At 59.5% G+C, this 24,731-nt stretch carries 17 protein-coding genes and 1 other RNA gene; 11 read left to right on the forward strand and 7 right to left on the reverse strand.

The window, feature by feature from the left end; translation table 11 throughout:
* Positions 1-108 precede the first annotated feature (108 nt).
* Both xdhB and xdhA read right to left on the reverse strand, forming a co-directional pair.
* Positions 109-2,508, reverse strand: a complete 2,400-nt coding sequence (gene xdhB, locus ACZ89R_RS27635) for a xanthine dehydrogenase molybdopterin binding subunit (protein WP_429547498.1) — start codon at positions 2,506-2,508, stop codon at positions 109-111.
* On the reverse strand, positions 2,501-3,955 hold the full coding sequence (xdhA, locus tag ACZ89R_RS27640; RefSeq protein ID WP_429547497.1) for a xanthine dehydrogenase small subunit: 1,455 nt from the start codon (positions 3,953-3,955) through the stop codon (positions 2,501-2,503). Before xdhA ends, xdhB begins: the two co-directional genes overlap by 8 nt.
* A 266-nt stretch (positions 3,956-4,221) precedes the next feature.
* On the opposite strand from xdhA, the gene ACZ89R_RS27645 reads away from it, so the two are divergent.
* The 6 genes from ACZ89R_RS27645 (at position 4,222) to ffs (ending at position 13,649) form a co-directional block, all read left to right on the forward strand.
* Positions 4,222-4,881, forward strand: a complete 660-nt coding sequence (locus ACZ89R_RS27645; RefSeq protein WP_038979937.1) for a GntR family transcriptional regulator — start codon at positions 4,222-4,224, stop codon at positions 4,879-4,881.
* Between the two features lie 2 nt (positions 4,882-4,883).
* A complete protein-coding gene (gene smc, locus ACZ89R_RS27650) occupies positions 4,884-8,372 on the forward strand; it encodes a chromosome segregation protein SMC (protein ID WP_429547496.1) in 3,489 nt (1,162 codons plus the stop codon).
* A 258-nt stretch (positions 8,373-8,630) separates the two neighbouring features.
* Positions 8,631-9,482, forward strand: a complete 852-nt coding sequence (zipA, locus tag ACZ89R_RS27655; protein ID WP_008067907.1) for a cell division protein ZipA — start codon at positions 8,631-8,633, stop codon at positions 9,480-9,482.
* A 156-nt stretch (positions 9,483-9,638) separates the two neighbouring features.
* Complete coding sequence (ligA, locus tag ACZ89R_RS27660; RefSeq protein ID WP_429547495.1) at positions 9,639-11,996, forward strand: NAD-dependent DNA ligase LigA; 2,358 nt, start codon at positions 9,639-9,641, stop codon at positions 11,994-11,996.
* Between the two features lie 191 nt (positions 11,997-12,187).
* A complete protein-coding gene (locus ACZ89R_RS27665; protein ID WP_429547494.1) occupies positions 12,188-13,351 on the forward strand; it encodes a zinc-binding metallopeptidase family protein in 1,164 nt (387 codons plus the stop codon).
* A 201-nt stretch (positions 13,352-13,552) separates the two neighbouring features.
* Positions 13,553-13,649, forward strand: an RNA gene (gene ffs / locus ACZ89R_RS27670) — signal recognition particle sRNA small type.
* Positions 13,650-13,819: 170 nt separating this feature from the next.
* On the opposite strand, the gene ACZ89R_RS27675 is transcribed toward ffs, so the two are convergent.
* Positions 13,820-14,146: a helix-turn-helix domain-containing protein gene (locus ACZ89R_RS27675; RefSeq protein WP_429547493.1), complete on the reverse strand. Its 327-nt coding sequence runs from the start codon at positions 14,144-14,146 to the stop codon at positions 13,820-13,822.
* Positions 14,147-14,564: 418 nt separating this feature from the next.
* Here ACZ89R_RS27675 and ACZ89R_RS27680 point away from each other — a divergent pair, with 418 nt between their 5' ends.
* Positions 14,565-16,265, forward strand: a complete 1,701-nt coding sequence (locus ACZ89R_RS27680; protein WP_429547492.1) for a putative bifunctional diguanylate cyclase/phosphodiesterase — start codon at positions 14,565-14,567, stop codon at positions 16,263-16,265.
* A 15-nt stretch (positions 16,266-16,280) separates the two neighbouring features.
* Here ACZ89R_RS27680 and ACZ89R_RS27685 read toward each other — a convergent pair whose 3' ends face one another.
* Positions 16,281-17,030 (reverse strand): substrate-binding periplasmic protein, encoded by a 750-nt coding sequence (locus tag ACZ89R_RS27685; RefSeq protein ID WP_429547491.1) that lies wholly within the window; start codon positions 17,028-17,030, stop codon positions 16,281-16,283.
* A gap of 143 nt (positions 17,031-17,173) precedes the next feature.
* On the opposite strand from ACZ89R_RS27685, the gene dnaX reads away from it, so the two are divergent.
* From dnaX to ACZ89R_RS27705, 4 genes are all read left to right on the forward strand, one after another.
* Complete coding sequence (gene dnaX / locus ACZ89R_RS27690; protein ID WP_429547490.1) at positions 17,174-19,261, forward strand: DNA polymerase III subunit gamma/tau; 2,088 nt, start codon at positions 17,174-17,176, stop codon at positions 19,259-19,261.
* Positions 19,262-19,328: 67 nt separating this feature from the next.
* On the forward strand, positions 19,329-19,667 hold the full coding sequence (locus ACZ89R_RS27695; RefSeq protein ID WP_007905413.1) for a YbaB/EbfC family nucleoid-associated protein: 339 nt from the start codon (positions 19,329-19,331) through the stop codon (positions 19,665-19,667).
* 204 nt (positions 19,668-19,871) lie between these two features.
* Positions 19,872-20,474, forward strand: coding sequence for a recombination mediator RecR (gene recR, locus ACZ89R_RS27700; RefSeq protein WP_123496446.1), 603 nt, complete (start codon positions 19,872-19,874; stop codon positions 20,472-20,474).
* Between the two features lie 163 nt (positions 20,475-20,637).
* Complete coding sequence (locus ACZ89R_RS27705) at positions 20,638-21,786, forward strand: acyl-CoA dehydrogenase family protein (protein WP_429547489.1); 1,149 nt, start codon at positions 20,638-20,640, stop codon at positions 21,784-21,786.
* Positions 21,787-21,812: 26 nt separating this feature from the next.
* Here ACZ89R_RS27705 and ACZ89R_RS27710 read toward each other — a convergent pair whose 3' ends face one another.
* The 3 genes from ACZ89R_RS27710 to hemN form a co-directional block, all read right to left on the reverse strand.
* Entirely contained in the window at positions 21,813-22,370 is a 558-nt protein-coding gene (locus ACZ89R_RS27710; protein WP_429547488.1) for an adenine phosphoribosyltransferase, read from the reverse strand.
* Between the two features lie 79 nt (positions 22,371-22,449).
* The gene (fnr, locus tag ACZ89R_RS27715; RefSeq protein ID WP_218394353.1) at positions 22,450-23,184 is read right to left on the reverse strand and encodes a fumarate/nitrate reduction transcriptional regulator Fnr; all 735 of its coding nucleotides are present in this window, start codon (positions 23,182-23,184) and stop codon (positions 22,450-22,452) included.
* A gap of 93 nt (positions 23,185-23,277) precedes the next feature.
* The gene (hemN, locus tag ACZ89R_RS27720) at positions 23,278-24,660 is read right to left on the reverse strand and encodes an oxygen-independent coproporphyrinogen III oxidase (RefSeq protein ID WP_429547487.1); all 1,383 of its coding nucleotides are present in this window, start codon (positions 24,658-24,660) and stop codon (positions 23,278-23,280) included.
* Positions 24,661-24,731 lie beyond the last annotated feature (71 nt).

Consider the following 24,731-nt stretch of genomic DNA (forward strand, 5'->3'; position numbering starts at 1 on the left):
CGTCATCGCTAGCAGGCTAGCTCCCACAGGGTTTGTGGTGTCCACACAATCTGGATTCAACGCAAATCCTGTGGGAGCCAGCCTGCTGGCGATTGGCCGCGCCGCGGTTTAGAGCGGAGCCAATTCGGCCTCGGCTTCGGCAGCCTTGGCCACCTTCAACTGGCGCATCTGCTCGCACCCCCACAACACCCGCTCCGGCGTCGCCGGTGCGTCGATTTTCGGTTGATGCTGGTAGTCGCCCAAACTGGCCACGGCGTCCTTGATCGCGCACCACGCGGCAATGCCGAGCATGAACGGCGGCTCACCCACGGCCTTGGAATGGAACACCGTGTCTTCCGGGTTCTTGCGGTTTTCCACCAGCTTCACCCTCAGGTCCAGCGGCATGTCCGCCACCGCCGGGATCTTGTAGCTGGCCGGGCCGTTGGTCATCAGTTTGCCTTTGTTGTTCCACACCAGTTCTTCCATGGTCAGCCAACCCATGCCCTGGATGAAACCACCCTCGACCTGACCGATGTCGATCGCCGGGTTCAGCGAGTCGCCGACATCGTGAAGAATGTCGGTGCGCAGCATCTTATACTCGCCGGTCAGGGTGTCGACGATCACCTCGGCGCAGGCTGCACCGAAGGCGTAGTAGTAGAACGGCCGACCCCGCGCCTGGCTGCGGTCGTAGTAGATTTTCGGGGTCTTGTAGAAGCCGGTGCTCGACAGTGAAACCTGGGCGAAATACGCCTGCTGGATCAGCGCTTCAAACGTCAGGATGTGATCGCGGACCCGCACGTGACCGTTGTGGAATTCCACGTCTTCTTCGCTGACCTTGTATTGCCGCGCGGCGAATTCCACCAGGCGTTTCTTGATGATTTCAGCCGCGTTTTGCGCCGCTTTACCATTGAGGTCGGCGCCGCTCGAAGCAGCGGTTGGCGAGGTGTTCGGGACCTTGTCGGTGTTGGTCGCGGTGATCTGTACGCGGTCCATTTCCACCTGGAACACTTCAGCCACGACTTGCGCAACCTTGGTGTTCAGACCCTGACCCATTTCGGTGCCGCCGTGGTTCAGGTGGATGCTGCCGTCGGTGTAGATGTGGATCAGCGCACCGGCCTGGTTGAGGAAGCTGGCGGTGAAGGAAATACCGAATTTCACCGGGGTCAGCGCCAGGCCTTTTTTCAGGATCGGACTGTTGGCGTTGTAGCGACGGATCGCTTCGCGACGCTCGGCGTACTGGCTGCTTTCTTCCAGTTCGGCGGTCATTTCCTCGAGCATGTTGTGCTCGACGGTCTGGTAGTAATGGGTGACGTTGCGCTCGGTCTTGCCGTAGTAGTTGGCCTTGCGCACGGCCAGCGGATCGAGGCCCAGATGCCGGGCAATCGCGTCCATCACTTCTTCGATGGCGACCATGCCTTGCGGGCCGCCGAAGCCACGGTAAGCGGTGTTCGACGCGGTGTTGGTCTTGCAGCGGTGACCGTTGATGGTCGCGTCGCCCAGGTAGTAAGAGTTGTCGGCATGGAACATCGCGCGGTCGACAATTGACGCCGACAAATCCGGTGAGCAACCGCAGTTGCCGGCCAGTTCCAGCGCAATGCCATGCAAGCGACCGGTGCTGTCAAAGCCCACGTCGTACTCGACGTAGAACGGGTGACGCTTGCCGGTCATCAACATGTCTTCAACACGCGGCAGGCGCATTTTGGTCGGCTGGCCGGTCAGGTGCGCGATCACCGCGCACAGGCACGCCGGGCTTGCCGCTTGAGTTTCCTTGCCGCCGAAACCACCGCCCATGCGGCGCATATCAACGACGATTTTGTTCATCGACACGTCCAGCACTTCGGCCACCAGTTTCTGCACTTCGGTGGGGTTCTGGGTCGAGCAGTAAACGATCATGCCGCCGTCTTCAGTCGGCATCACCGAAGAGATCTGGGTTTCCAGATAGAAGTGTTCCTGGCCGCCGATGTGCAGCGTGCCCTGGATGCGATGTTCGGCAGTAGAAAGCGCAGTGGCCGAATCGCCGCGCTGATGTGTGTGGCTGTCGAGCACGAAATGGCGTTTGCGCAGCGCTTCGACCACGTCCAGAACGGGTTCGAGATCTTCGTATTCGATGATCGCGGCCATCGCTGCTTTGCGTGCGGTTTCCAGGTCTTTCGCCGCAACGGCCAGTACCGGTTGACCGACGAATTGCACGTCATCGATGGCCAGCAATGGGTCGCCCGGCAGCAGTGGGCCGATATCTTTCAGGCCTGGCACATCTTCGTGAGTAATGGCGATGCGCACGCCTTCGAAGGCGTAGCAAGGCTTGGTGTCGATGCTGATGATTTTTGCGTGGGCTCGGTCCGACAGCCGTGCGTAAACGTGCAGCTGATTGGGGAATTCCAGCCGATCGTCGATGTACTGCGCTTCGCCGGACACATGCTTGTCGGCGCTGTCGTGCTTGACGCTGCGGCCGACACCGGTGGTCAGGTCCTTGGCGAACAATTCAGCCAGTTCGGCTTGGGTCTTCTCTACAGCGTGATGATTAGACATAAGCGGTCACCCGAGTCTCGATGTGCGGTGTTTGCAGTTCGATGAAATATTTACGCAGCAGGTTCTGCGCGCTGAGCAGGCGGTATTCCTTGCTGGCGCGAAAGTCCGAGAGCGGCGTGAAGTCTTCGGCCAATGCAGCGCAGGCACGTTCGAGGGTGGCGTTGTTGAACGGCGCACCCAGCAGGGCGGCTTCGCAGTTTTTGGCACGTTTTGGAATGGCCGCCATGCCGCCGAAAGCAACGCGGGCGTCGGCGATCACGCCAGTGTCGATGCGCAGGTTGAACGCGGCACAAACGGCGGAAATGTCATCGTCCAGACGCTTGGATACCTTGTAGGCGCGGAACAGTTGTTCAACGCTGGCGCGCGGCACGATGATCTTTTCGATGAACTCGCTTTCCTGGCGTGCGGTGACCCGGTAATCGATGAAGTAATCTTCCAGGGCCATGGTGCGGCGAGTTTCGCCCTTGCACAGGACGATCTGCGCGCCGAGGGCAATCAGCAGCGGTGGTGAGTCGCCGATTGGCGAGGCGTTGCCGATGTTGCCGCCGAGGGTGCCCTGGTTGCGGATCTGCAAGGAAGCGAAGCGTTGCAGCAATTCGCCGAAGTCCGGGTACTCGGCCTTCAAGGCGTCGTAGCAGTCGGAGAGGGCGGTGGCGGCGCCGATTTCCAGGCGATCGTCGAAGCGTTCGATGCGCTTCATTTCGGCAACGTTGCCGACGTAGATCATCACCGGCAAGGTACGGTGGAATTGCGTGACTTCCAGCGCCAGATCCGTCCCACCGGCCAGCAAGCGAGCTTGTGGATAAGCGTCATAGAGGTCGGCCAGATCGGCCACGGTCAGCGGCACCAGGCAGCGCTTGTCGCCACTGTTGAGCTCGCCGATGTCGGTGGGGGCGATGGCTTTCAGGCGAGCGATAGTTTCCGCTTCGCGAGCATCGAATTGGTCGGGTTGTTTGCCGCAGCAAGATTGCTCGGCAGCGGCCAGGATCGGCCGATAACCGGTGCAGCGGCAGAGGTTGCCGGCTAGCGCTTCGTGGGCTTTATGGGCGTCGGGTTGGTCGCTGTTCTTTTGCAGCGCGAACAACGACATCACGAAGCCCGGGGTACAGAAGCCACACTGCGAACCGTGGCACTCGACCATGGCTTTTTGCACGCTGTGCAGTTCGCCTTGGTGCTTGAGGTCTTCGACGCTGATCAGTTGCTTGCCGTGCAAGGAGGAGAGGAACGTCAGGCACGAATTGAGGCTGCGATAGCGAATGTGTTCGCGGCCATCGTCGTCCGTCTGCAACTCGCCGACCACCACGGTGCAGGCGCCACAGTCACCGCTGGCGCAGCCTTCTTTGGTGCCGGGTTTGCCCACATGTTCGCGCAGGTAATTGAGCACGGTCAGGTTCGGGTCCAGGGCGTGCTCGCTACGGAGTTCCTGGTTGAGTAAAAACTGGATCACGGAAGGCCTCGCAAACTCATTATTGTTGTTAACCGACATGAGCCGAATTTATCAGGTCTGACTTTTCGGTCAATGATTTTCTGACTTAAAGGTCAGGAAATAGCATTTTGTCGATCAACGACTCGTTCCTTCATTATTGACCCTCACGGGATAGCTTGCTGTTTGCGTGAATCGTGCCAAAAACCGCTGGGTGGGCACTCCGCCATGACCCATCAATTGCGCTACACTGCGCCGCTTGTGCAGATCGAAGAGTTTGAAGGACAACCATGACGTTCAAGGCGCCGGACAGCCTCGCCGAGCAAATCGCTCACCACCTCGCCGAACGTATCATTCGCGGCGAAATGAAGCCGGGGGAGCGCATCCAGGAACAGAAGGTCACGCTGGCGCTCAATGTCAGCCGCGGTTCAGTCCGTGAAGCCTTGCTGATCCTTGAGCGCCGCCACTTGATCGCGATTTTGCCGCGACGTGGCGCCCACGTGACCGAACTGACGGCGCACAAGGTGCAGAGCCTGTGTACGCTGATGAGCGAGTTGTACATTCTGCTCGGCAACGCCGTGGCCAGCGGCTGGCAAGTCCAGGCCGACATGGCGCCGTTCGTGGAGATCCAGCAGCGCCTGACCGACAGCTACGAACGCCAGGACATCCGCACGTTCGTCGACGACAGCTTCAGCGTGATGCGCGCCGCCTATCCGTTCGCCAACAACCCGTATTTGCAGGAAACCGTCGAGAATCTGCAGCCGGCCATGAGCCGCGCGTATTTCCTCGCGCTGGATCAGCGCAAGGCCTCGATGAGCGAGTTCCTCGAGCTGTTCGAACGCTTGCTCGCTGCCGTGCTGGCCCGTGACCTCCCGCAGATCCGCGTGGTGCTGACGGCGTACGCCCAGCGCAGTTGCGATCTGGTGGTTTCTGCCCTGACGGTCGCTTAAGCGTGCGGCTCAAGTGCATCAAACTGGCGGGGTTCAAATCCTTCGTCGACCCGACCACGGTAAACTTCCCCAGTAACATGGCGGCGGTGGTCGGCCCCAATGGTTGCGGCAAGTCGAACATCATCGACGCCGTGCGTTGGGTGATGGGCGAGAGCTCGGCCAAGAACTTGCGCGGCGAATCGATGACCGACGTCATCTTCAACGGCTCGACCAGCCGTAAACCGGTGAGTCAGGCGAGCATTGAGCTGGTGTTCGATAACTCCGACGGCACCCTGCTCGGCGAATGGGCCGCCTATGCGGAGATTTCCATTCGCCGCAAAGTGACCCGCGACAGCCAGACCACTTACTACCTCAACGGCACCAAATGCCGCCGCCGCGATATCACCGACATCTTTCTGGGTACCGGTCTCGGCCCGCGCAGCTACTCGATTATCGAACAGGGCATGATCTCCAAGCTGATCGAGTCCAAGCCCGAAGACCTGCGCAACTTCATCGAAGAAGCCGCCGGTATTTCCAAATACAAGGAACGTCGGCGCGAGACTGAAAACCGTATCCGCCGCACCCACGAAAACCTTGCCCGCCTGACCGACCTGCGCGAAGAACTCGAGCGTCAGCTTGAACGCTTGCACCGCCAGGCCGAGGCCGCCAAGAAGTATCAGGAATACAAGGGCGAGGAGCGTCAGCTCAAGGCCCAGCTATCGGCCCTGCGCTGGCAGGCGTTGAACGAACAGGTCGGCCAGCGCGAGTCGATCATTGGCACTCAGGAAGTCACCTTCGAAGCCCTGGTGGCTGAGCAACGCAATGCCGACGCGGCCATCGAACGCCTGCGTGACGGTCATCACGATCTGTCCGAGCGCTTCAATCTGGTGCAGGGGCGTTTCTATTCGGTCGGCGGCGATATCGCCCGGGTCGAGCAGAGCATCCAGCACGGTCAACAACGTTTGCGTCAGTTGCAAGACGACCTGAAAGAAGCCGAGCGTGCGCGGCTGGAAACCGAATCTCACTTGGGCCACGACCGCACCTTGCTGCTGACCTTGGGCGAAGAGCTGGACATGCTCACGCCGGAACAGGAAGTCACCAGCGCCGCCGCCGAAGAAGCTGCTGCGGCATTGGAAGAGTCCGAAACCACCATGCACGGTTGGCAGGAGCAGTGGGACACCTTCAACCTCACCGCCGCCGAACCACGCCGTCAGGCTGAAGTTCAGCAGTCGCGGATCCAGCAGCTGGAAACCAGCCTGGAACGTTTGGCCGATCGTCAGAAGCGTCTTGGTGAAGAGCGTGCGTTGCTATCGGCGGACCCGGAAGACGCGGCGATCATGGAACTCAGCGAGCAATTGGCTGCGTCCGAGGCCACGCTCGAAGACTTGCAGGCCAGCGAAGAAGCTCAGGTCGAACGCCTTGAGCAACTGCGTCAGGAGTTGCAGCAAGCGCTTTCGGCGCAGCAGCAAGCCCAAGGTGATTTGCAGCGGCTCAACGGTCGACTGGCGTCGCTGGAAGCCTTGCAGCAAGCCGCGCTCGATCCCGGCACCGGCACCGCCGAATGGCTGCGCGAACAGCATCTGGCGGATCGTCCGCGTCTGGCCGAAGGCCTGAAGGTCGAGGCCGGTTGGGAACTGGCGGTAGAAACCGTGCTCGGCGCCGACCTGCAAGCGGTGCTGGTGGATGACTTCGGTGATTTCGATCTGGCCGGGTTTGCCCAAGGCGATTTGCGCCTGCTCAGCCCCGCTGCCGATGGCGTGCGAGTGCCCGGCAGTTTGCTCGACAAGGTCGAGGCGCAGATTGATTTGTCGCCATGGCTGGGACAGGTCAAACCGGTCGACAGCCTTGAGCAAGCCTTGGCCTTGCGCGGGCAATTGGCTGCCGGGCAAAGCCTGATCAGCCGCGACGGTTACTGGGTCGGCCGACACTTTTTGCGTGTGCGCCGGGCCAGCGAAGCGGAAAGCGGCGTACTCGCCCGAGGCCAGGAAATCCAGCGCTTGGGCCTTGAACGCGAAGAGCGCGAAGCCACGGTCGAAACCCTGGAAACCCAACTTCAGAATCTCAGGGCACAACAGCGTCAGCAGGAAAACGGCCGCGAACATTTGCGCCGTTTGCTGCAAGACGAAGCCCGTCAGCAAGGCGAATTGAAAGCCCAGCTGTCCGCCGGCAAAGCCAAGGTCGAGCAGTTGACGTTGCGCCGTACCCGTCTCGATGAAGAACTCACCGAGTTGAGTGAACAGCGCGCTCTGGAACACGAAAACATCGGCGAAGCGCGCCTGCAATTGCAGGAAGCCCTCGACAGCATGGCGCTGGACACCGAGCAGCGTGAGTTGCTGTTGGCCCAGCGCGACAGCCTGCGCGAACGCCTCGACCGGGTGCGTCAGGAAGCCCGACAGCACAAGGATCATGCGCATCAATTGGCGGTGCGCCTCGGTTCGCTGAAGGCGCAACACGACTCCACTCGCCAGGCGCTTGAACGGCTGGAAATGCAGTCCGAGCGCCTGACCGAGAAGCGCGAACAGTTGAGTCTCAATCTGGAAGAGGGCGAGGCGCCGCTGGAAGAGCTGCGGCTGAAACTCGAAGAGCTGCTCGACAAGCGCATGACGGTTGACGAAGAACTCAAGACCGCGCAAATGGCCATGGAAGATGCCGACCGCGAACTGCGCGATGCCGAGAAGCGTCGCACTCAGGCCGAGCAGCAATCCCAGTTGATTCGCAGCCAGCTCGAGCAGCAGCGCATGGAATGGCAAGCGCTGACGGTGCGGCGCAAGACGTTGCAGGATCAATTGCTCGAAGACGGCTACGACCTCAACGGCGTGCTCGCCACGCTGCTGGCCGGGGCCAACGAGAAAGACGCCGAAGAAGAGCTCGAGCGCATTGCCGCGCGGATTCAGCGCCTCGGCGCGATCAACCTCGCAGCCATCGACGAATACCAGCAACAATCCGAGCGTAAGCGTTATCTGGATGCTCAGAACGACGATCTGGTGGAAGCGCTGGACACGCTCGAGAACGTCATTCGCAAGATCGACAAGGAAACCCGAAACCGCTTCAAAGATACCTTTGATCAGATCAATGGCGGTTTACAGGCCCTTTTCCCAAAAGTTTTCGGTGGAGGACGCGCGTATTTGGAACTGACGGGCGAAGATCTACTCGATACAGGGGTAACGATCATGGCGCAGCCGCCAGGAAAGAAGAACAGCACCATCCATTTGCTCTCCGGTGGCGAAAAAGCCCTGACCGCATTGGCCCTGGTTTTTGCCATCTTCAAGTTGAATCCGGCGCCGTTCTGCATGCTCGATGAGGTTGACGCGCCATTGGATGACGCTAACGTTGGACGCTACGCACGGCTGGTCAAAGAAATGTCGCAGACGGTGCAGTTCATCTACATCACCCACAACAAGATCGCTATGGAAATGGCCGATCAATTAATGGGGGTGACGATGCACGAGCCCGGTTGCTCGCGTCTGGTGGCAGTGGATGTGGAGGAGGCGATGGCCATGGTGGACGCCTGAGTCATTGCGTGTAGGGCAAGTATTATTGAGCTGTAGGGCTTTTTACCTGCCTTGACTTGCTGGCCAATCGACATAATTCGCGCAAGCCACTGTGAGAGACGGTGTAAAGTTGCCTTTGGTCGTGCTAGTTTAATGTCAATTTTTCGTATACGTGGGCAAAACGCCTGTCAGAACATAGAGTTGGCGCCACGTTTTAAAGCGGTTTACACAATGTAAACCCCTTATTTTTCAGCATTTTTTATAGAGGCACGGGATTACATGGAAATCGGTCTGCGCGAGTGGCTGATCGTCATCGGCATTATTGTCATTGCCGGTATTCTTTTCGATGGCTGGCGTCGCATGCGCGGCGGCAAGGGAAAACTGAAATTCCGTCTTGACCGAAGTTTGTCCAATTTGCCGGATGAGGACACCAGCGCCGAGCTGTTGGGCCCGCCCCGCGTGCTGGATACCCATAAAGAACCGCAACTGGACGAGCATGATCTGCCGTCGGTGAGCATGCCTGCCCGTGAACCTCGCGAGTCGGGTTCCAAGCGCGGCAAGCGTGGCCATGGCGAGCCGTCGCAAGGCGACTTGAATCTCAATCTGGATCTGGACGGCGGCCCGAGCTTCAACAGCCGTGACGACGATTTCCCGGATGACACCAAGCCTGCCAGCTCGGCCGAGAAAGATCAGCCGCAAGCCGAAGAAGTACTGGTGATCAGCGTGATCTGCCGCGACCCGGCTGGCTTCAAGGGCCCGGCACTGCTGCAGAACATTCTGGAAAGCGGTCTGCGTTTCGGCGAGATGGACATTTTCCACCGTCACGAAAGCATGGCCGGTAACGGCGAAGTCCTGTTCTCCATGGCCAACGCGGTCAAGCCGGGTGTCTTCGATCTGGATGATATCGATCATTTCAGCACCCCGGCGGTGAGCTTCTTCCTCGGTCTGCCAGGCCCGCGTCATCCCAAGCAAGCCTTCGACGTGATGGTGGCTGCGGCTCGCAAACTGTCCCAGGAGCTGAACGGCGAACTGAAAGACGACCAGCGCAGCGTGCTGACCGCCCAAACGATTGAGCACTACCGCCAGCGCATCGTCGAGTTCGAGCGTCGCGCTTTGACCCAGAAGCGTTAAAGTCAAAAGATCGCAGCCTCGTTTCACTCGACAGCTCCTACAGGGTTCGCGATTTTCTGTAGGAGCTGTCGAGTGAAACGAGGCTGCGATCTCTTGATCTTGAAGAGATGAGATAGAGCAGCCTCGGCTGCTCTTTTGCTTTATGAGAGAACACCCATGACCGCCGCCAAAAACCGCATTCTAGAGCTGCGCGCCGAGCTCGATCAGCACAACTATCGTTACCACGTGCTGGATGAGCCCAGCATTCCGGATGCCGAATACGATCGCTTGTTCCACGAGCTCAAGGCCCTCGAAGCGGCCCATCCCGAATTGATCACCAGCGACTCACCGACTCAGCGTGTCGGCAGCGCGGCGCTGCCGGCGTTCACTCAGGTGCGTCACGAAGTGCCAATGCTCAGCCTGGGCAACGCGTTCGAAGAAACCGACATGCGCGAATTCGATCGCCGGGTGACGGAAGGGCTGGACCTGCCGGTCGGTGACTTGTTCGGCGCTGGCGCGGCGGTGGAATACAGCTGCGAACCCAAGCTCGATGGCCTGGCGGTCAGTCTGTTGTACCAGGACGGTGTGCTGGTGCGCGGCGCCACACGCGGCGATGGCACCACCGGTGAAGACATCAGCGTCAACGTGCGCACCGTGCGCAATATTCCGCTCAAGCTGCATGGCACCGGTTGGCCGGCGACCCTGGAAGTGCGGGGTGAAGTGTTCATGTCCAAGGCCGGTTTCGAGCGGCTCAACGCTACGCAACTGGAAGTCGGCGGCAAGACGTTCGCCAACCCGCGTAACGCGGCGGCGGGTAGCTTGCGGCAGCTGGATTCGAAGATCACCGCCAATCGCCCACTGGAATTCTGCTGCTACGGCATTGGCCAGATTTCGGCGGATATTGCCGACACGCACATTGGCAACCTGCAGCAACTCAAAGCCTGGGGCCTGCCGATCAGCCATGAGCTGAAACTGGCACACGGCATCGAAGAATGCCTGGATTACTACCGCGACATCGGTGAGCGTCGCAATGCGCTCCAGTATGAAATCGACGGAGTGGTGTTCAAGGTCAACAGCATTGCGTCCCAGCGTGAGCTAGGTTTCCGCGCTCGCGAACCGCGTTGGGCAATTGCCCACAAATTTCCGGCGATGGAAGAACTCACCGAACTGCTCGACGTGGAATTCCAGGTCGGTCGCACCGGTGCCGTGACGCCGGTGGCACGCTTGAAACCGGTCAGGGTCGCGGGTGTCACCGTGGCCAATGCGACCTTGCACAACATGGATGAAGTGGCGCGACTGGGCCTGATGATTGGCGATACGGTGATCATCCGCCGCGCCGGTGACGTGATCCCGCAAGTGGTGCAAGTGGTCACCGAGCGCCGTCCGGAGAATGCCCGGCCGGTGCAGATTCCCGAGCAGTGCCCGGTTTGCGGTTCCCATGTCGAGCGCACGCAACTGGTCAAGCGCAGCAAGGGGCGCGAGACCATCAGCGAAGGTGCGGTGTATCGCTGCGTCGGCCGTCTGGCCTGCGGTGCACAGCTCAAGCAAGCGATCATTCACTTTGTCTCGCGCCGCGCCATGGACATCGAAGGACTAGGCGAGAAGAGCGTCGAGCAACTGGTGGACGAAGGCCTGGTGAGTTCGCCGGCTGACCTCTACGCCCTGACGTTCGAGCAGATCGTCGACCTGGAAGGCTTTGCCGAACTGTCGAGCAAGAACCTGCTCGGCGCCATCGAAGACAGCAAGCAGCCGAGTCTGGCGCGGTTCATCTACGCCTTGGGCATTCCCGATGTCGGCGAAGAGACGGCCAAGGTCCTCGCGCGTTCTCTCGGCTCGCTGGAGCGTGTTCAGCAGGCGTTGCCGCAGGTGCTCACGTACCTGCCGGATGTCGGGCTGGAAGTGGCTCACGAGATTCACAGCTTCTTTGAAGATGCGCACAACCGGCAGGTGATCGCGGATCTGCTCAAGCACGGCCTGCAGATTCAGGATCAGGGCGAGTTGGGTGCTGAGTTTTCCGCCAGTACCACGCTGGGCGGCTTCCTCGATAAATTGCACATTCCATCGGTCGGGCCGGGCGGGGCGCAGAAGCTTGCGGACAAGTTCGGCTCGCTCGAAGCGGTGATGAGTGCTGATTGGCTGGACATGCGTCAGGCACTGCCGGAAAAACAGGCGACTTCGGTTCGCGAGTTCTTTGCGGGGACCGAAAATCGTCAACTCGCCAAGGCTGCCGAAAGGCAGCTGCGCGATTTCGGTATGCATTGGCAGAGCGAGAAAAAAGTCGTCGAAGGGTTGCCGCTGGCCGGGCAGACCTGGGTGCTGACCGGCTCGCTGGAGCTGATGAGTCGCGATGTCGCCAAGGACAAACTTGAAAGCCTCGGTGCCAAGGTGGCCGGTTCCGTGTCGGCCAAGACCCATTGCGTGGTCGCCGGTCCGGGCGCGGGATCGAAGTTGGCCAAGGCCAATGAGCTGGGGTTGAAGGTGCTGGATGAAGAGGCGTTTGTCGAGTTTCTGAAGAAATACGGTATCGACATTTAAGATCGCCAGGATCGCAGCCTTCGGCAGCTCCTACAGGAGATTGGTACTCACCGCACTCGTGCGGAAACGACACCGATCCCCTGTAGGAGCTGCCGAAGGCTGCGATCTTTTGATCTTGCCCATACAGAGCGCAGGAACGATCACGGTACAAGAATGATCTAGTCTTGGCAGGCTCCAAGGGAGAGATCGCCATGTACCGCTTCTTCGAACAGCTCAGTTCACGCATCGCCGCACCCTTTATGGGCGAGCGTTCGCGCAACAGCAAGGTCTGGCATTGCCGCTGTGGGCAGTCGCTGTTCTTTCGCAACAGCCAGTGCCTGGCCTGTTCGGCAGCGCTGGGCTATCAGCCGCAGCAGAGTCGCTTGTCATCGCTGCAACCCGGCCCGCAAGCGGATACCTGGTTGCTCGACGCCGATCCCGATGCGGGTGTGTTCCGTCGCTGCGCCAATCTCGATTCTCCGGCCGCATGCAACTGGCTACTGCCGGCCAATGATCACGATGGGTTGTGCATCGCCTGTAGTCTGAATCGCACCATCCCTGACCTGTCGATCCCCGAGAATCACGAGCGCTGGCGCAAAGTGGAAATCGCCAAGCGTCGTCTGGTGGCGCAGCTGATCAGCCTGGGCTTGCAGGTCATTCCGAAAACCGTGGACGAAGAAACCGGTCTGGCCTTCGATTTCATCGGTATCGACCTCGAAGGCAAACCACCGACTACCGGGCACGCCAACGGTCTGATCACCCTCGATATCAAGGAAGCCGACGATGCCCATCGCGAGCAGGTCCGCGTGCAGATGCACGAACCTTATCGCACGCTGCTCGGTCACTTTCGTCACGAGGTAGGGCATTACTACTGGGACCGCCTGGTCGCCAGCAGTCATTGGCTGGAACCGTTTCGCGGTCTGTTCGGCGACGAACGAGCAAGCTACGCCGAGGCCCTTGAGCGGCATTATCAGCAAGGCGCGCCGCTTGACTGGCAGCAGCATTACGTCAGCGCCTACGCCACCATGCACCCTTGGGAAGACTGGGCCGAAACCTGGGCTCACTACCTGCACATGATGGATGCAGTGGACACCGCCCTGGGGTTTGGCATGAGTGCGCAGGAAATGGATTTCGATTACCAGCCGTTTCCGCCCAGTACGCTATTCGACCCGCAACACCCTGGCGGCCCGGCGTTCCTGTCGTTCGTCAACGCATGGATCGAACTGGCCGGCATGCTCAACGAATTGTCGCGCAGCATGGGTCAGCCGGATTTTTATCCGTTCGCCCTGCCGACGGCGGTGATTGCCAAGCTGCACTTCATTCATCTGGTGATCCAGCAAGAGGGCGGCAGGGCGGATGAGGTGTTGGCGCAATAGGATCAAAAGATCGCAGCCTGCGGCAACTCCTACAGGTGTACGCCGATCCATGTAGGAGCTGCCGCAGGCTGCGATCTTTAAAGGCCAGCGCATGTCCTTGACGTGGCTCATATTTTTTAATCTCCGCGAACGGTTGTAACTTCGTCTCAGATAGGTACAATGGCGCGGCTCGCCGTCAGGTGAGCTTCGTTATGGTGACCCCATCGGTCCCCCCGCAACGATTACCCGTGAACCTGGTCAGATCCGGAAGGAAGCAGCCACAGCGGGAACATTGTGTGCCGGGGTGTGGCTGGTGGGGTTGCCTCCATAACGCAGCACGAACCCTCTTTCGTGTTTTCTATCTAAAAATACTGTTTTTTCCCCTGCCATGGAGTTCATCCAGGGCGGTGTCTCGTCGTTTCCGAATTAAAGCGCGGGATACAAAAAAGGAGGCCGATCTGTCGCATTCGACAGATCGGCCTCCTTTTTTCATTTACTGGCACTAGGCTTGGACAAGGCCTGGTCAACCGCTGCGATCAGCTTTCCCAGATCCTTCGGGGTGGCTTTGTGTATGACGCTGAACAGGTACGCCCGCTGCTCATCTTCGTCTTCCAGATCTGCGAAAAAGGCTTTCAGCTTCACGCCCAGCACGTCGGCAAGCAAAAACAATGCTTCCACGCTGGGGGTATAGGTACCTGTTTCGAAGCGACTGATGGTTTTGGGGTCAAAACCGGTTTTTTCGCCGAGTTCAGCCTGAGTAAGCCCTGCGCCCTTGCGGTAGCGTCGGATGGCCGGACCCAAACTTGAAATTTGCATCGCTCAATTCCCATTTAGAATCAAGAACTTAACGATAGATTTTTGCATTAGGCAACTGCATGATCCATCACCTTGCTTTGCAAAATGTGATGCATTTCGTAGAATCGCCGCTTCGAAGGGGGTTTGGGTGATCTGCTTTCTGAAGTTTAGGCGATATGAAACAGCCAGCATTGCGTTCCTTGCCGGGTTTGCGCAGAGGCCGCTGGCGGTCTGAAGCCTCGCGAAAAAGTTACCAGAGTCGGTGTTGCTACCTTACCCGAGGCCTTTGAGCCTAGTTGAACTTCGGGGAGGATGGAGGGCCATCAAATGCTGTTCATGGAGTGATAACGTGTCTCTGCGCCGTACGTCTCAAAACATCTCTTCCGGGCATCCTGCGCTGGTCGAGCGGTACCACCGCTAGCGACAGTGAGCCTGACTCATGGATGAGAAATACCGCAGGGCCGTGGATGCAGCCGCCATTTTTTCCGAGACCGATCTGAACGGCCGGATTACCTATGTCAACGATCAATTCTGCGCCGTGTCCGGCTACAGCCGTGAAGAACTGCTGGGGCAAAACCATCGCCTGCTGAACTCCGGCCTGCATTCCGCCGATTTCTTCGCCGCCATGTGGCGCACCATCGCCCTGGGCAATATCTGGAAGGGCGAGATCTGTAATCGCGCCAAGGATGGCAGCCTGTATTGGGTCGACAGCACCATGGTGCCGGTGCTCGATGACGCCACCGGGCGCGTTCACCGATACTTGTCGATTCGTTTCGACATCAGCGAAAAACGCCAACTGCTGCAATCCCTGCAATGGCGGGTCGGCCATGACGTGCTGACCGGGCTGCCCAATCGCGCATTCCTGTCGGATTTGCTCGATCAGGCGCTGGAATTCTCCCGGCATGAAAACATTCCGTTGGCGGTGTGCATGCTTGACCTTGATGGGTTCAAGGCGGTCAACGACGGTTACGGTCACGCCAGTGGCGATATGTTGTTGGTGGAAGTGGCCAAGCGTTTACGCGACATTGTGCGCGGCGAAGACGTCGTGGCGCGACTGGCCGGTGACGAGTTCGTGCTGGTGTTGCGTTATGTGCGTGATCTGCCGGAGTTGCGTGCGGCGCTGAATCGCGTGTTGGGGGCGATCTCGGCGCCTTACACGCTGCATGGCAAAGGCATCAATGTGTTTGCCAGTATTGGCGTCACCCTGTTTCCCCATGACAACGAAGATGCCGAAACCCTGCTGCGTCATGCCGATCAGGCGATGTACGTGGCCAAGCAGCGCGGGCGAAACCGCTTTCATCTATTCGATGTCTCGCGGGATCAGGAGGTCAAGGCCACTCACCAGACCGTAGAACGGGTGCGTCAGGCGCTGGCCGCCGGTGAGTTACGCCTGCATTTCCAGCCCAAGGTGAACATGCGCCGCGGCGTGGTCGTCGGGTTCGAGGCGTTGTTGCGTTGGGAACATCCGCAAAACGGCATGGTGCCACCTCGGGAATTTTTGCCGCTGGTGGAGGACACCGACCTGATCATCGATATCGGTGAATGGGTAATGGATCAGGTTCTGTCGCAATTGCACCGTTGGCAGCAAGCGGGGCAGGGCTGGCCGGTCAGTATCAATATCGCGGCGCGACATTTTCAGCGCGCCGATTTCGTCGAGCGGCTCAGGCAGGTACTCGCTCGACATGCCCAGGTCGCCCCGCAGATGCTCGATCTGGAAATCGTCGAGTCGGTGGCGATCGAGAATATCCAGCATGTCAGTGCCTGTTTGCAGGCCTGTCAGGCGTTGGGGGTACAGTTTTCCCTGGGAGATTTCGGCACGGGTTACTCGTCCTTGAGTTACCTCAAGCGTTTACGCACCCAAACCATCAAGATTGATAAGTCGTTCGTGCGCGACATTCTGAATGACCGTGACGACCTGGCCCTGACCACAGCAGTGATTGGCTTGGCCCGGGCGTTCGGTCGGCAGGTGATTGCCGAGGGGCTGGAAAGCCTTGAGCACGGTGAATTGCTGTTGCGGCTGGGATGCGAAGTCGCTCAAGGCTATTTCATCGCTCGCCCGATGCCGCCCGGTGAGGTGCCGGACTGGGTGGCGAGGTTTGTCGCCCCTTCGCAATGGCAGACGTTCGGCCAGACAGCTTGAGCCATTATGCAGCAGCTACTGGTTGGCAGCAGGATTACCGGTATAGAGCCGGATGATGTCATCGATCTCCCCGGACATTTTCATGTGCTGCAACGTGTTCAGAATGCGTTGCACAGGCACCTTGGGGTCGTTGCGCACGTAACAACCGACGGTTTGTTCATGCACCAGCGCTACGCTTTGTAGTTGCCGGTCGGGCAGCAGGCGCTGGTTGAACCAGTCCAGGGTCCATTGGTTGCTCACGGCGTAGTGGTAGCGTCCGGCCAGGAGTTTATCCAGCACTTGTTCCTGGTTGCGCGCGTCTTCGCGGTGCAGCCGGTCGGCGTCGAACAAGGGTTGCAGAGTCGAGTAGTTATAGCCGCGCACGGTGCCGATCGACTGTCGCGGCAGCCCCGCCAGGTTGACGGATGTGGGTGAATCGCGCCGACCAATCAGCAAGTCGCGCTGGACCAGCAGCGGAACGCTCCAGCTATAGTCCCCGGACAGGTTCGGCAACCAGGACGGTGAGACATGGCAGCGGATATCGACTTCGCCATGGTCCATGGCGTTTTGCACTCGTGCCCGAGGCAACACATGAAATTCAGCCGGCACGCCGATCTGCGTCGCCAGATTGAGCATGATGTCGTGCAGAATGCCCTGGGTCGGCCGCCCACGCTCCATCTGCACCATGGGCATGGCCCAGCTGTCGGACACGACAAAGCGCAACGGCGCCTCGGCGGCGGCAACGCTCAGGTTGACCAACAGCAATGCCCCCAAGGCAATACGCATAGATGCTCCGGTAGGCTCTAACCTGAGCCAATAAAAGCCCCTCAAAGTGCAGCTTAGCCAGAATAGACGAGCGCACCGGATGCAATTTTGGCCTTGCTCCGCTAGCATTAGCCGCTTCTGTTCCTTCGTTGCGACGGTTTTCGATGAGTTATCAGGTTCTTGCACGTAAATGGCGTCCGCGCTCGTTCGGCGAAATGGTCGGCCAGACCCATGTGCTCAAGGCTCTGATCAATGCCTTGGACAGCCAGCGGCTGCACCACGCGTACCTTTTTACCGGTACCCGCGGGGTCGGCAAGACCACCATCGCGCGGATCATCGCCAAATGCCTGAACTGTGAAACAGGTATCACTTCGACCCCCTGCGGCGAGTGCTCGGTGTGCCGCGAAATCGATGAAGGCCGCTTCGTCGACCTGATCGAGATCGACGCCGCGAGCCGGACCAAGGTCGAAGACACCCGCGAGCTGCTCGACAACGTGCAGTACGCGCCGAGCCGCGGACGCTTCAAGGTTTACTTGATCGACGAAGTGCACATGCTCTCCAGCCATTCCTTCAATGCGCTGTTGAAAACCCTTGAAGAGCCGCCGCCCTACGTCAAGTTCATCCTGGCCACCACCGATCCGCAGAAACTTCCTGCAACGATTCTTTCTCGGTGCCTGCAGTTCTCCCTGAAGAACATGACCCCGGAGCGGGTGGTCGAGCATTTGACCCACGTGCTGAGCGTCGAGAACGTGCCGTTCGAAGACGATGCGCTGTGGCTGCTGGGCCGCGCCGCTGACGGTTCGATGCGCGACGCCATGAGCCTGACCGATCAGGCCATCGCTTTCGGTGAAGGCAAGGTCATGGCCGCCGACGTGCGGGCCATGCTCGGTACGCTCGATCACGGCCAGGTCTACGACGTTTTGCATGCGCTGATCGAAGGCGACGCCAAAGCGTTGCTCGAAGCCGTGCGTCATCTGGCCGAACAAGGCCCTGACTGGAACGGCGTGCTCTCGGAAATTCTCAATGTGCTGCACCGTGTCGCCATCGCCCAGGCCCTGCCTGAAGGCGTCGACAACGGCCATGGCGACCGTGATCGCGTATTGGCTTTGGCCCAGGCATTGCCGGCCGAAGATGTGCAGTTCTATTACCAGATGGGCCTGATCGGTCGGCGGGATTTGCCGCTGGCGCCGGACCCGCGCGGTGGCTTCGAAATGGTCCTGCTGCGAATGCTCGCGTTCCGGCCGGCAGACACTGCGGACGCGCCGAGGCAACCGCTAAAGCCAGTGGGGATCAGCCAGGCCACAGTTGATTCCGCAAACTCAGTGGCTGCCGCGCCAGTTGTTGCGCCGGTAGTCGCTACGGCCGTTGCACCGCCTCCGGTTGTGCCTGTGGTTGCACCACCCCCTGTCCCGGTAGCTGCGCTTGAGCCGGTCGCGCCCGTGATCGCGCCCGAGCCTGAGCCTGTTGTCGAACCCGTAGCGGTCGAAGAGGTCGTCGATCTGCCGTGGAACGACCCGGTAGAGCCCGAAGTTGTCCAGCAGCCTGCCATCGAGCCGGTGCTGGAAACGGCTGGTGAACAACCCGAATTGCCACCGATGCCCATGCCGACGCCGGACAGTGTGGTGCCGGATGCGCCGGAATGGGCCGCTGCGCCGATCCCGGAACCGTCCGTGGCTGAAGTCGATACCGCCACGCCAGGCCTGGATCAGGACGACGAGCCGCCGCTGGACGAGGACTACATTGAGCCGGACATGGACTCGGCCTATAGCTATCTCGATGAACTGGCCAGTGAGCACGCCGCGGAACCTGCGCCGGAACCCGAGCCAGAACCGGCCACGATGCCGGCCACCGGCCTTGCCCTGCAATGGCTGGAGATATTCCCGAAACTGCCGGTGTCCGGCATGACCGCCAGTATCGCCGCCAACTGCACGCTGATCGCCGTCGATGGCGACCATTGGTTGTTGCACCTGGACCCGGCCCACAGCGCCTTGTTCAACGCGACACAACAACGTCGGCTCAACGATGCATTGAACCAGTTTCACGGGCGCACGCTGACCCTGAACATGGAGCTGATCAAGCCTGAGCAGGAAACCCCGGCTCAGGCCTCGTCCCGGCGTCGTGCCAATCGTCAGCGTGAGGCCGAGGAATCGATCCACGGCGATCCGTTCATCCAGCAAATGATGCAGCAGTTCGAGGCGGTGGTCCGTCACGATACTATTGAACCTGTCGAGGCCCTGGTCAGTCAGGGCTAATAACTGAAGGCGCTTGGCCACATTCGCCGGGCGCTGTTTTTATCCAAGTACTTTTGAGGTGATTCCCATGATGAAAGGTGGCATGGCCGGCCTGATGAAGCAGGCGCAGCAGATGCAGGAAAAAATGGCCAAGATGCAGGAAGAGCTGGCCAACGCCGAAGTCACCGGTAAAGCCGGCGGCGACATGGTCACCGTGGTGATGACCGGTCGTCACGACGTCAAGCGCGTAACCATCGACCCAAGCCTGGTCGAAGGCCTGAGCGAAGACGACAAGGAAATGCTGGAAGCGGTATTCGCCGCAGCCGTCAACGACGCCGTGCGCAAGATCGAAGCCAACAGCCAAGACAAAATGTCCGGCGTGACCGCTGGCATGCAATTGCCACCGGGTATGAAACTGCCATTCTGATTCGCCAACGCGCGTCGGATGGGTTACAAAAAAATGCCAGGCATCGCGCCTGGCATTTTTGTTTTGGCTGGTTTTTGTTGATCCCTGTGGCGACGGTAAACGGGTGGTGCGGGTTGCGTGGACTGAGTAATTGACGCTGTTATTTGACGCTAAACAGAGGCGCGGGTATAAACCGCGTCTCGTTGTTATGTCGGATTTTTCCCCATGAGCTTCAGCCCTTTGATTCGCCAACTGATCGATGCCCTGCGAATTTTGCCGGGGGTGGGTCAGAAAACTGCCCAGCGCATGGCGTTGCAACTGCTTGAGCGTGATCGCAGCGGCGGTTTGCGACTGGCCCAGGCGCTGAGCCAGGCCATGGAAGGAGTGGGCCACTGCCGCTTGTGCCGCACGCTGACCGAAGACGATCTGTGCCCGCAATGCGCCGATCCACGCCGCGACGACACTTTGCTGTGTGTGGTGGAAGGTCCGATGGACGTTTATGCGGTGGAGCAGACCGGTTTCCGCGGTCGCTACTTCGTACTCAAAGGCCATCTGTCACCCCTCGACGGATTAGGGCCGGATGCCATCGGCATTCCACAATTGATGGCGCGGATCGAAGAAGCGGGCACGTTTGCCGAAGTCATCCTCGCCACCAACCCGACGGTGGAAGGCGAGGCCACGGCACATTACATCGCCCAGTTGCTGAGCAACAAAGGCCTGATCGCCTCGCGCATCGCCCATGGCGTACCGTTGGGTGGCGAGCTGGAACTGGTGGACGGCGGGACATTGGCGCATTCGTTTGCCGGGCGTAAGCCGATTTCGCTGTAACCGCTCAAAATCAAAAGATCGCAGCCTTCGGCAGCTCCTACAGGGTGTACGTCATCCGAATGTAGGAGCTGCCGAAGGCTGCGATCTTTTGATCTTCAAATCCTCACTTGATAACCAAGCAAGCGCTCGGTTAACTTCGCTGAACCTTCAGTGGAGCTCGCCGATGCCTGCCTTTCAGGAATACTTCGACCCCAGCCACCAATTGGTCCGCGACAGCGTCAGACGTTTCGTCGAGCGTGAGATTCTTCCGGACATCGACCAGTGGGAAGAAGCCGAAAGCTTCCCTCGTGAACTCTACCTAAAGGCCGGTGCGGCGGGGATTCTGGGTATTGGTTATCCCGAAGCCTTGGGCGGTAGCCATGAAGGGGACCTGTTTGCCAAGATCGCTGCCAGTGAAGAGCTGATGCGCTGTGGTTCCGGTGGTCTGGTCGCGGGGCTGGGCTCGCTGGACATTGGTCTGCCGCCGATCCTCAAGTGGGCCAGGCCCGAAGTTCGCGATCGCGTTGTGCCTCAGGTGCTGGCGGGCGAGAAGATCAGCGCCCTGGCTGTCACCGAGCCCAGCGGCGGCTCCGACGTCGCCAACCTGCAAACCCGCGCCGTGCGAGACGGCGACTTTTACCGGGTCAGCGGCAGCAAAACCTTCATTACCAGCGGCGTTCGCGCGGATTTCTACACCGTCGCGGTGCGCACTGGCGAGCCGGGTTTTGGCGGCATCAGTTTGCTGCTGATCGAGAAGGGCACACCCGGTTTCACCGTCGGTCGTCAGTTGAAGAAAATGGGCTGGTGGGCGTCAGACACCGCCGAACTGTTTTTCGATGATTGCCGGGTGTCGGCGGGTCATCTGATCGGTGCCGAGAACATGGGCTTCGCCTGCATCATGGGCAACTTCCAGAGTGAGCGCCTGGCCCTGGCGTTGATGGCCAACATGACCGCGCAGTTGGCGCTGGAGGAGAGCCTGAAATGGGCTCGTCAGCGTGAAGCCTTCGGCAAACCCATCGGCAAGTTCCAGGTGCTCAAGCACCGGCTCGCGGAAATGGCCACGGCGCTGGAGGTGTCACGGGAGTTCACCTACCGCCAGGCAGCGAAAATGGCCGCCGGGCAGAGCGTGATCAAGGAGATTTCCATGGCCAAGAATTTTGCTACCGACACGGCTGATCGCATTACCAACGACGCCGTGCAGATCCTCGGTGGCCTGGGTTATATGCGCGAGAGCCTGGTGGAGCGGCTGTATCGCGATAACCGGATTCTGTCGATTGGTGGGGGAACGCGGGAAGTGATGAATGAGATCATCAGTAAGCAGATGGGGCTCTAATCTGCGGTGTAGCGGCTGACGCCGGCTTACTTATCGCTTAATGCAAACTGCGTCAGACAGAAAGTAGGAATCCCCATATCTTCCAGCCGCTGCGAACCACCCAGTTCCGGCAAGTCAATGATCGCCGCCGCTTCATGCACCCGCGCGCCCATGCGCCGAATCAGGTTCGCCGCCGCGATCAGCGTGCCGCCGGTGGCGATCAGGTCATCGAACATCACTACCGAGTCACCCTCGCACAGGCTGTCGGCATGGACTTCGAGAAAGGCTTCGCCGTACTCGGTCTGATAACCCTCGGCCAACACGTCGGCCGGCAGTTTGCCCTGCTTGCGGAATAGCACCAGCGGTTTGTTCAACTGATAGGCCAGGATTGAACCGATCAGGAAGCCACGGGCATCCATGGCGCCGATGTGGGTGAAGTCGGCTTCAACGTAACGATGGGCGAAGCTGTCCATCACCAGGCGCAGGGCCGTGGGTGACTGGAACAACGGAGTGATATCGCGAAAGATCACGCCCGGCTTGGGGAAATCGATCACGGGACGGATCAGGGATTTGATGTCGAAGGAGTCGAAGGAGTCGAAGACCATCGTCGAAGTGTCCTGGCAGGCTGCAAACGTCGCAGTATAACGGCGGCTGAACCGTTTCGCTCAGCCGCCATTGCCAGGATCAGCCGTCGAGCGAGCCGCCGGCCAGGGCGCAGAGCTGGATCGGGTCGAGGATGTGGATTTCCTTGCCTTCGGCGGCGATCAGTTCGTTTTGCTGGAAACGGGTGAACACCCGGGACACGGTTTCCACCGCCAGACCCAGGTAATTGCCGATTTCGTTGCGCGACATGCTCAGCCGGAACTGGTTGGCCGAGAAGCCCCGAGCGCGGAAACGGGCCGACAGGTTGACCAGGAACGTGGCGATGCGCTCGTCGGCAGTTTTCTTCGACAGCAGCAACATCATTTGCTGATCGTCACGAATCTCGCGGCTCATCACGCGCATCAACTGACGGCGCAGTTGCGGCAGTTGCAGAGCCAGTTCATCGAGGCGTTCGAAAGGGATTTCGCACACCGAAGTGGTTTCCAGGGCTTGCGCCGAGACAGGGTGCTTTTCAGTGTCCATGCCTGACAGGCCGACCAGTTCACTCGGCAAATGGAAGCCAGTGAGCTGTTCTTCGCCGCCATCGCTCAGGCTGAAGGTCTTGAGAGCGCCGGAGCGTACTGCATAAACGGAATCGAACGTGTCGCCCTGACGAAACAGGAATTCGTTTTTTTTCAGCGGGCGACCTCGTTTGACGATTTCGTCCAGCGCATCCATGTCTTCCAGATTCAAAGAAAGTGGCAGGCAGAGAGGTGCCAGGCTGCAATCCTTGCAATGGGCCTGGCTATGAGCGCGCAGCTTTACTGGCTCGGACATTTCTTTAATCCTTGTGGGAAAACACACATAAGCCGTAAGGGTAACTCACGGGAGGACATTCGGGCCAGCCTGCGACAATTTAACCGCAAGGCCTTAGATCACTCGTGAAAAGCGTTGACGATTGGTGTGTTCCAGATACGCATCGAAAACCATGCACACCGAACGCACCAGCAGCCGGCCTGCGGGCTGTACGGTGATCCGCTCGTTGTCCAACTCGATCAGCCCATCTTCGGTCATATCCAATAGCTGTGGCCAAAGCTCGGCGAAATAACCACGAAAATCGATATTGAAGACTCGCTCGATTTCCAGGAATTCCAGGCTGAAATGGCAAATCAATTGCTGAATCACGGCTCTGCGCAAGCGATCGTCAGCGGTGCATATCAGGCCACGGCTGGTGGCCAGTTGAGCGGACGCCAACGCGTTCTGGTACTGGTTCAGGTCGCTGCTGTTCTGGCAGTACAAATCGCCGATCTGGCTGATTGCCGATACCCCCAGGCCGATCAAATCGCAATGACCATGCGTGGTGTAGCCCTGGAAGTTGCGTTGCAGCGTCGATTCTTCCTGAGCAATCGCCAAGTCATCGTCAGGCAGGGCGAAATGGTCCATGCCGATGTAGCGGTAACCGGCGGCCGTTAGTTGTTCGATGGTGCGCTGGAGCATTTCCAGCTTCTGTGCCGGTGCCGGTAGATCGTTGTCATTGATCCGCCGTTGCGGCATGAAGCGTTCCGGCAGATGGGCGTAGTTGAACACCGAGAGCCGGTCCGGTTGCAGGCTGATGACTTCGTCGACGGTGCGGGCGAAGTTCTCGGGCGTCTGCTTGGGCAGGCCGTAGATCAGATCGATGTTGATCGAGCGAAATTGCAGGGTCCGGGCAGCGTCGATCACCGCACGGGTTTCTTCCAGGCTTTGCAGGCGATTGACCGCCCGTTGTACCGCCGGATCGAGGTCTTGAACGCCAATGCTGATCCGGTTGAAACCCAGTTCCCGGAGCAGGCCCATGGTCGACCAATCAGCCTCGCGAGGGTCGATTTCGATGCCATAGTCGCCGGAATCGTCGTCCAGCAGATTGAAATGCTTGCGCAGCTGAGCCATCAACTGGCGCAGTTCGTCGTGGCTGAGAAAGGTCGGTGTGCCGCCGCCGAAATGCAGTTGCTCGACTTTTTGCGTCGGGTCGAGGTGGCAGGCAATCAGCTGGATTTCCTGTTCCAGGCGCTGCAAATAGGGCAGGGCGCGGCCACGGTCCTTGGTGATGACTTTGTTGCAGGCGCAGTAGTAGCAAATATTCGCGCAGAACGGCACGTGCACATACAGTGATAGCGGCCGCAGGGCTTTACGGCTGTCGCGAAGGGCATGAAACAGGTCGAAGGTGCCGACCTGGCTGTCGAATTGCACGGCGGTCGGGTACGAGGTATAGCGCGGTCCCGCCAGGTCATAACGGCGGATCAGATCTGTGTCCCAACGAATGGCGTCGAGCATGCGGGCATTCCCCCGGATAGGCTGGCAATGTCGGCGAGTCTAGGGGGGGCGGCGTTGCGGCATCTTGATTT

This window comes from Pseudomonas sp. TE3728 (assembly GCF_056279145.1).

Coding starts and splice junctions, on each gene's coding strand:
- ACZ89R_RS27705 (WP_429547489.1), top strand. CDS start 20,638: ATGCCTGCCTTTCAGGAATACTTCGACCCCAGCCACCAATTGGTCCGC.
- recR (WP_123496446.1), top strand. CDS start 19,872: ATGAGCTTCAGCCCTTTGATTCGCCAACTGATCGATGCCCTGCGAATT.
- ACZ89R_RS27675 (WP_429547493.1), bottom strand. CDS start 14,146: ATGCAAATTTCAAGTTTGGGTCCGGCCATCCGACGCTACCGCAAGGGC.
- ACZ89R_RS27695 (WP_007905413.1), top strand. CDS start 19,329: ATGATGAAAGGTGGCATGGCCGGCCTGATGAAGCAGGCGCAGCAGATG.
- ligA (WP_429547495.1), top strand. CDS start 9,639: ATGACCGCCGCCAAAAACCGCATTCTAGAGCTGCGCGCCGAGCTCGAT.
- ACZ89R_RS27665 (WP_429547494.1), top strand. CDS start 12,188: ATGTACCGCTTCTTCGAACAGCTCAGTTCACGCATCGCCGCACCCTTT.
- ACZ89R_RS27680 (WP_429547492.1), top strand. CDS start 14,565: ATGGATGAGAAATACCGCAGGGCCGTGGATGCAGCCGCCATTTTTTCC.
- ACZ89R_RS27645 (WP_038979937.1), top strand. CDS start 4,222: ATGACGTTCAAGGCGCCGGACAGCCTCGCCGAGCAAATCGCTCACCAC.
- xdhB (WP_429547498.1), bottom strand. CDS start 2,508: ATGTCTAATCATCACGCTGTAGAGAAGACCCAAGCCGAACTGGCTGAA.
- zipA (WP_008067907.1), top strand. CDS start 8,631: ATGGAAATCGGTCTGCGCGAGTGGCTGATCGTCATCGGCATTATTGTC.
- dnaX (WP_429547490.1), top strand. CDS start 17,174: ATGAGTTATCAGGTTCTTGCACGTAAATGGCGTCCGCGCTCGTTCGGC.
- ACZ89R_RS27710 (WP_429547488.1), bottom strand. CDS start 22,370: ATGGTCTTCGACTCCTTCGACTCCTTCGACATCAAATCCCTGATCCGT.
- ACZ89R_RS27685 (WP_429547491.1), bottom strand. CDS start 17,030: ATGCGTATTGCCTTGGGGGCATTGCTGTTGGTCAACCTGAGCGTTGCC.
- fnr (WP_218394353.1), bottom strand. CDS start 23,184: ATGTCCGAGCCAGTAAAGCTGCGCGCTCATAGCCAGGCCCATTGCAAG.
- hemN (WP_429547487.1), bottom strand. CDS start 24,660: ATGCTCGACGCCATTCGTTGGGACACAGATCTGATCCGCCGTTATGAC.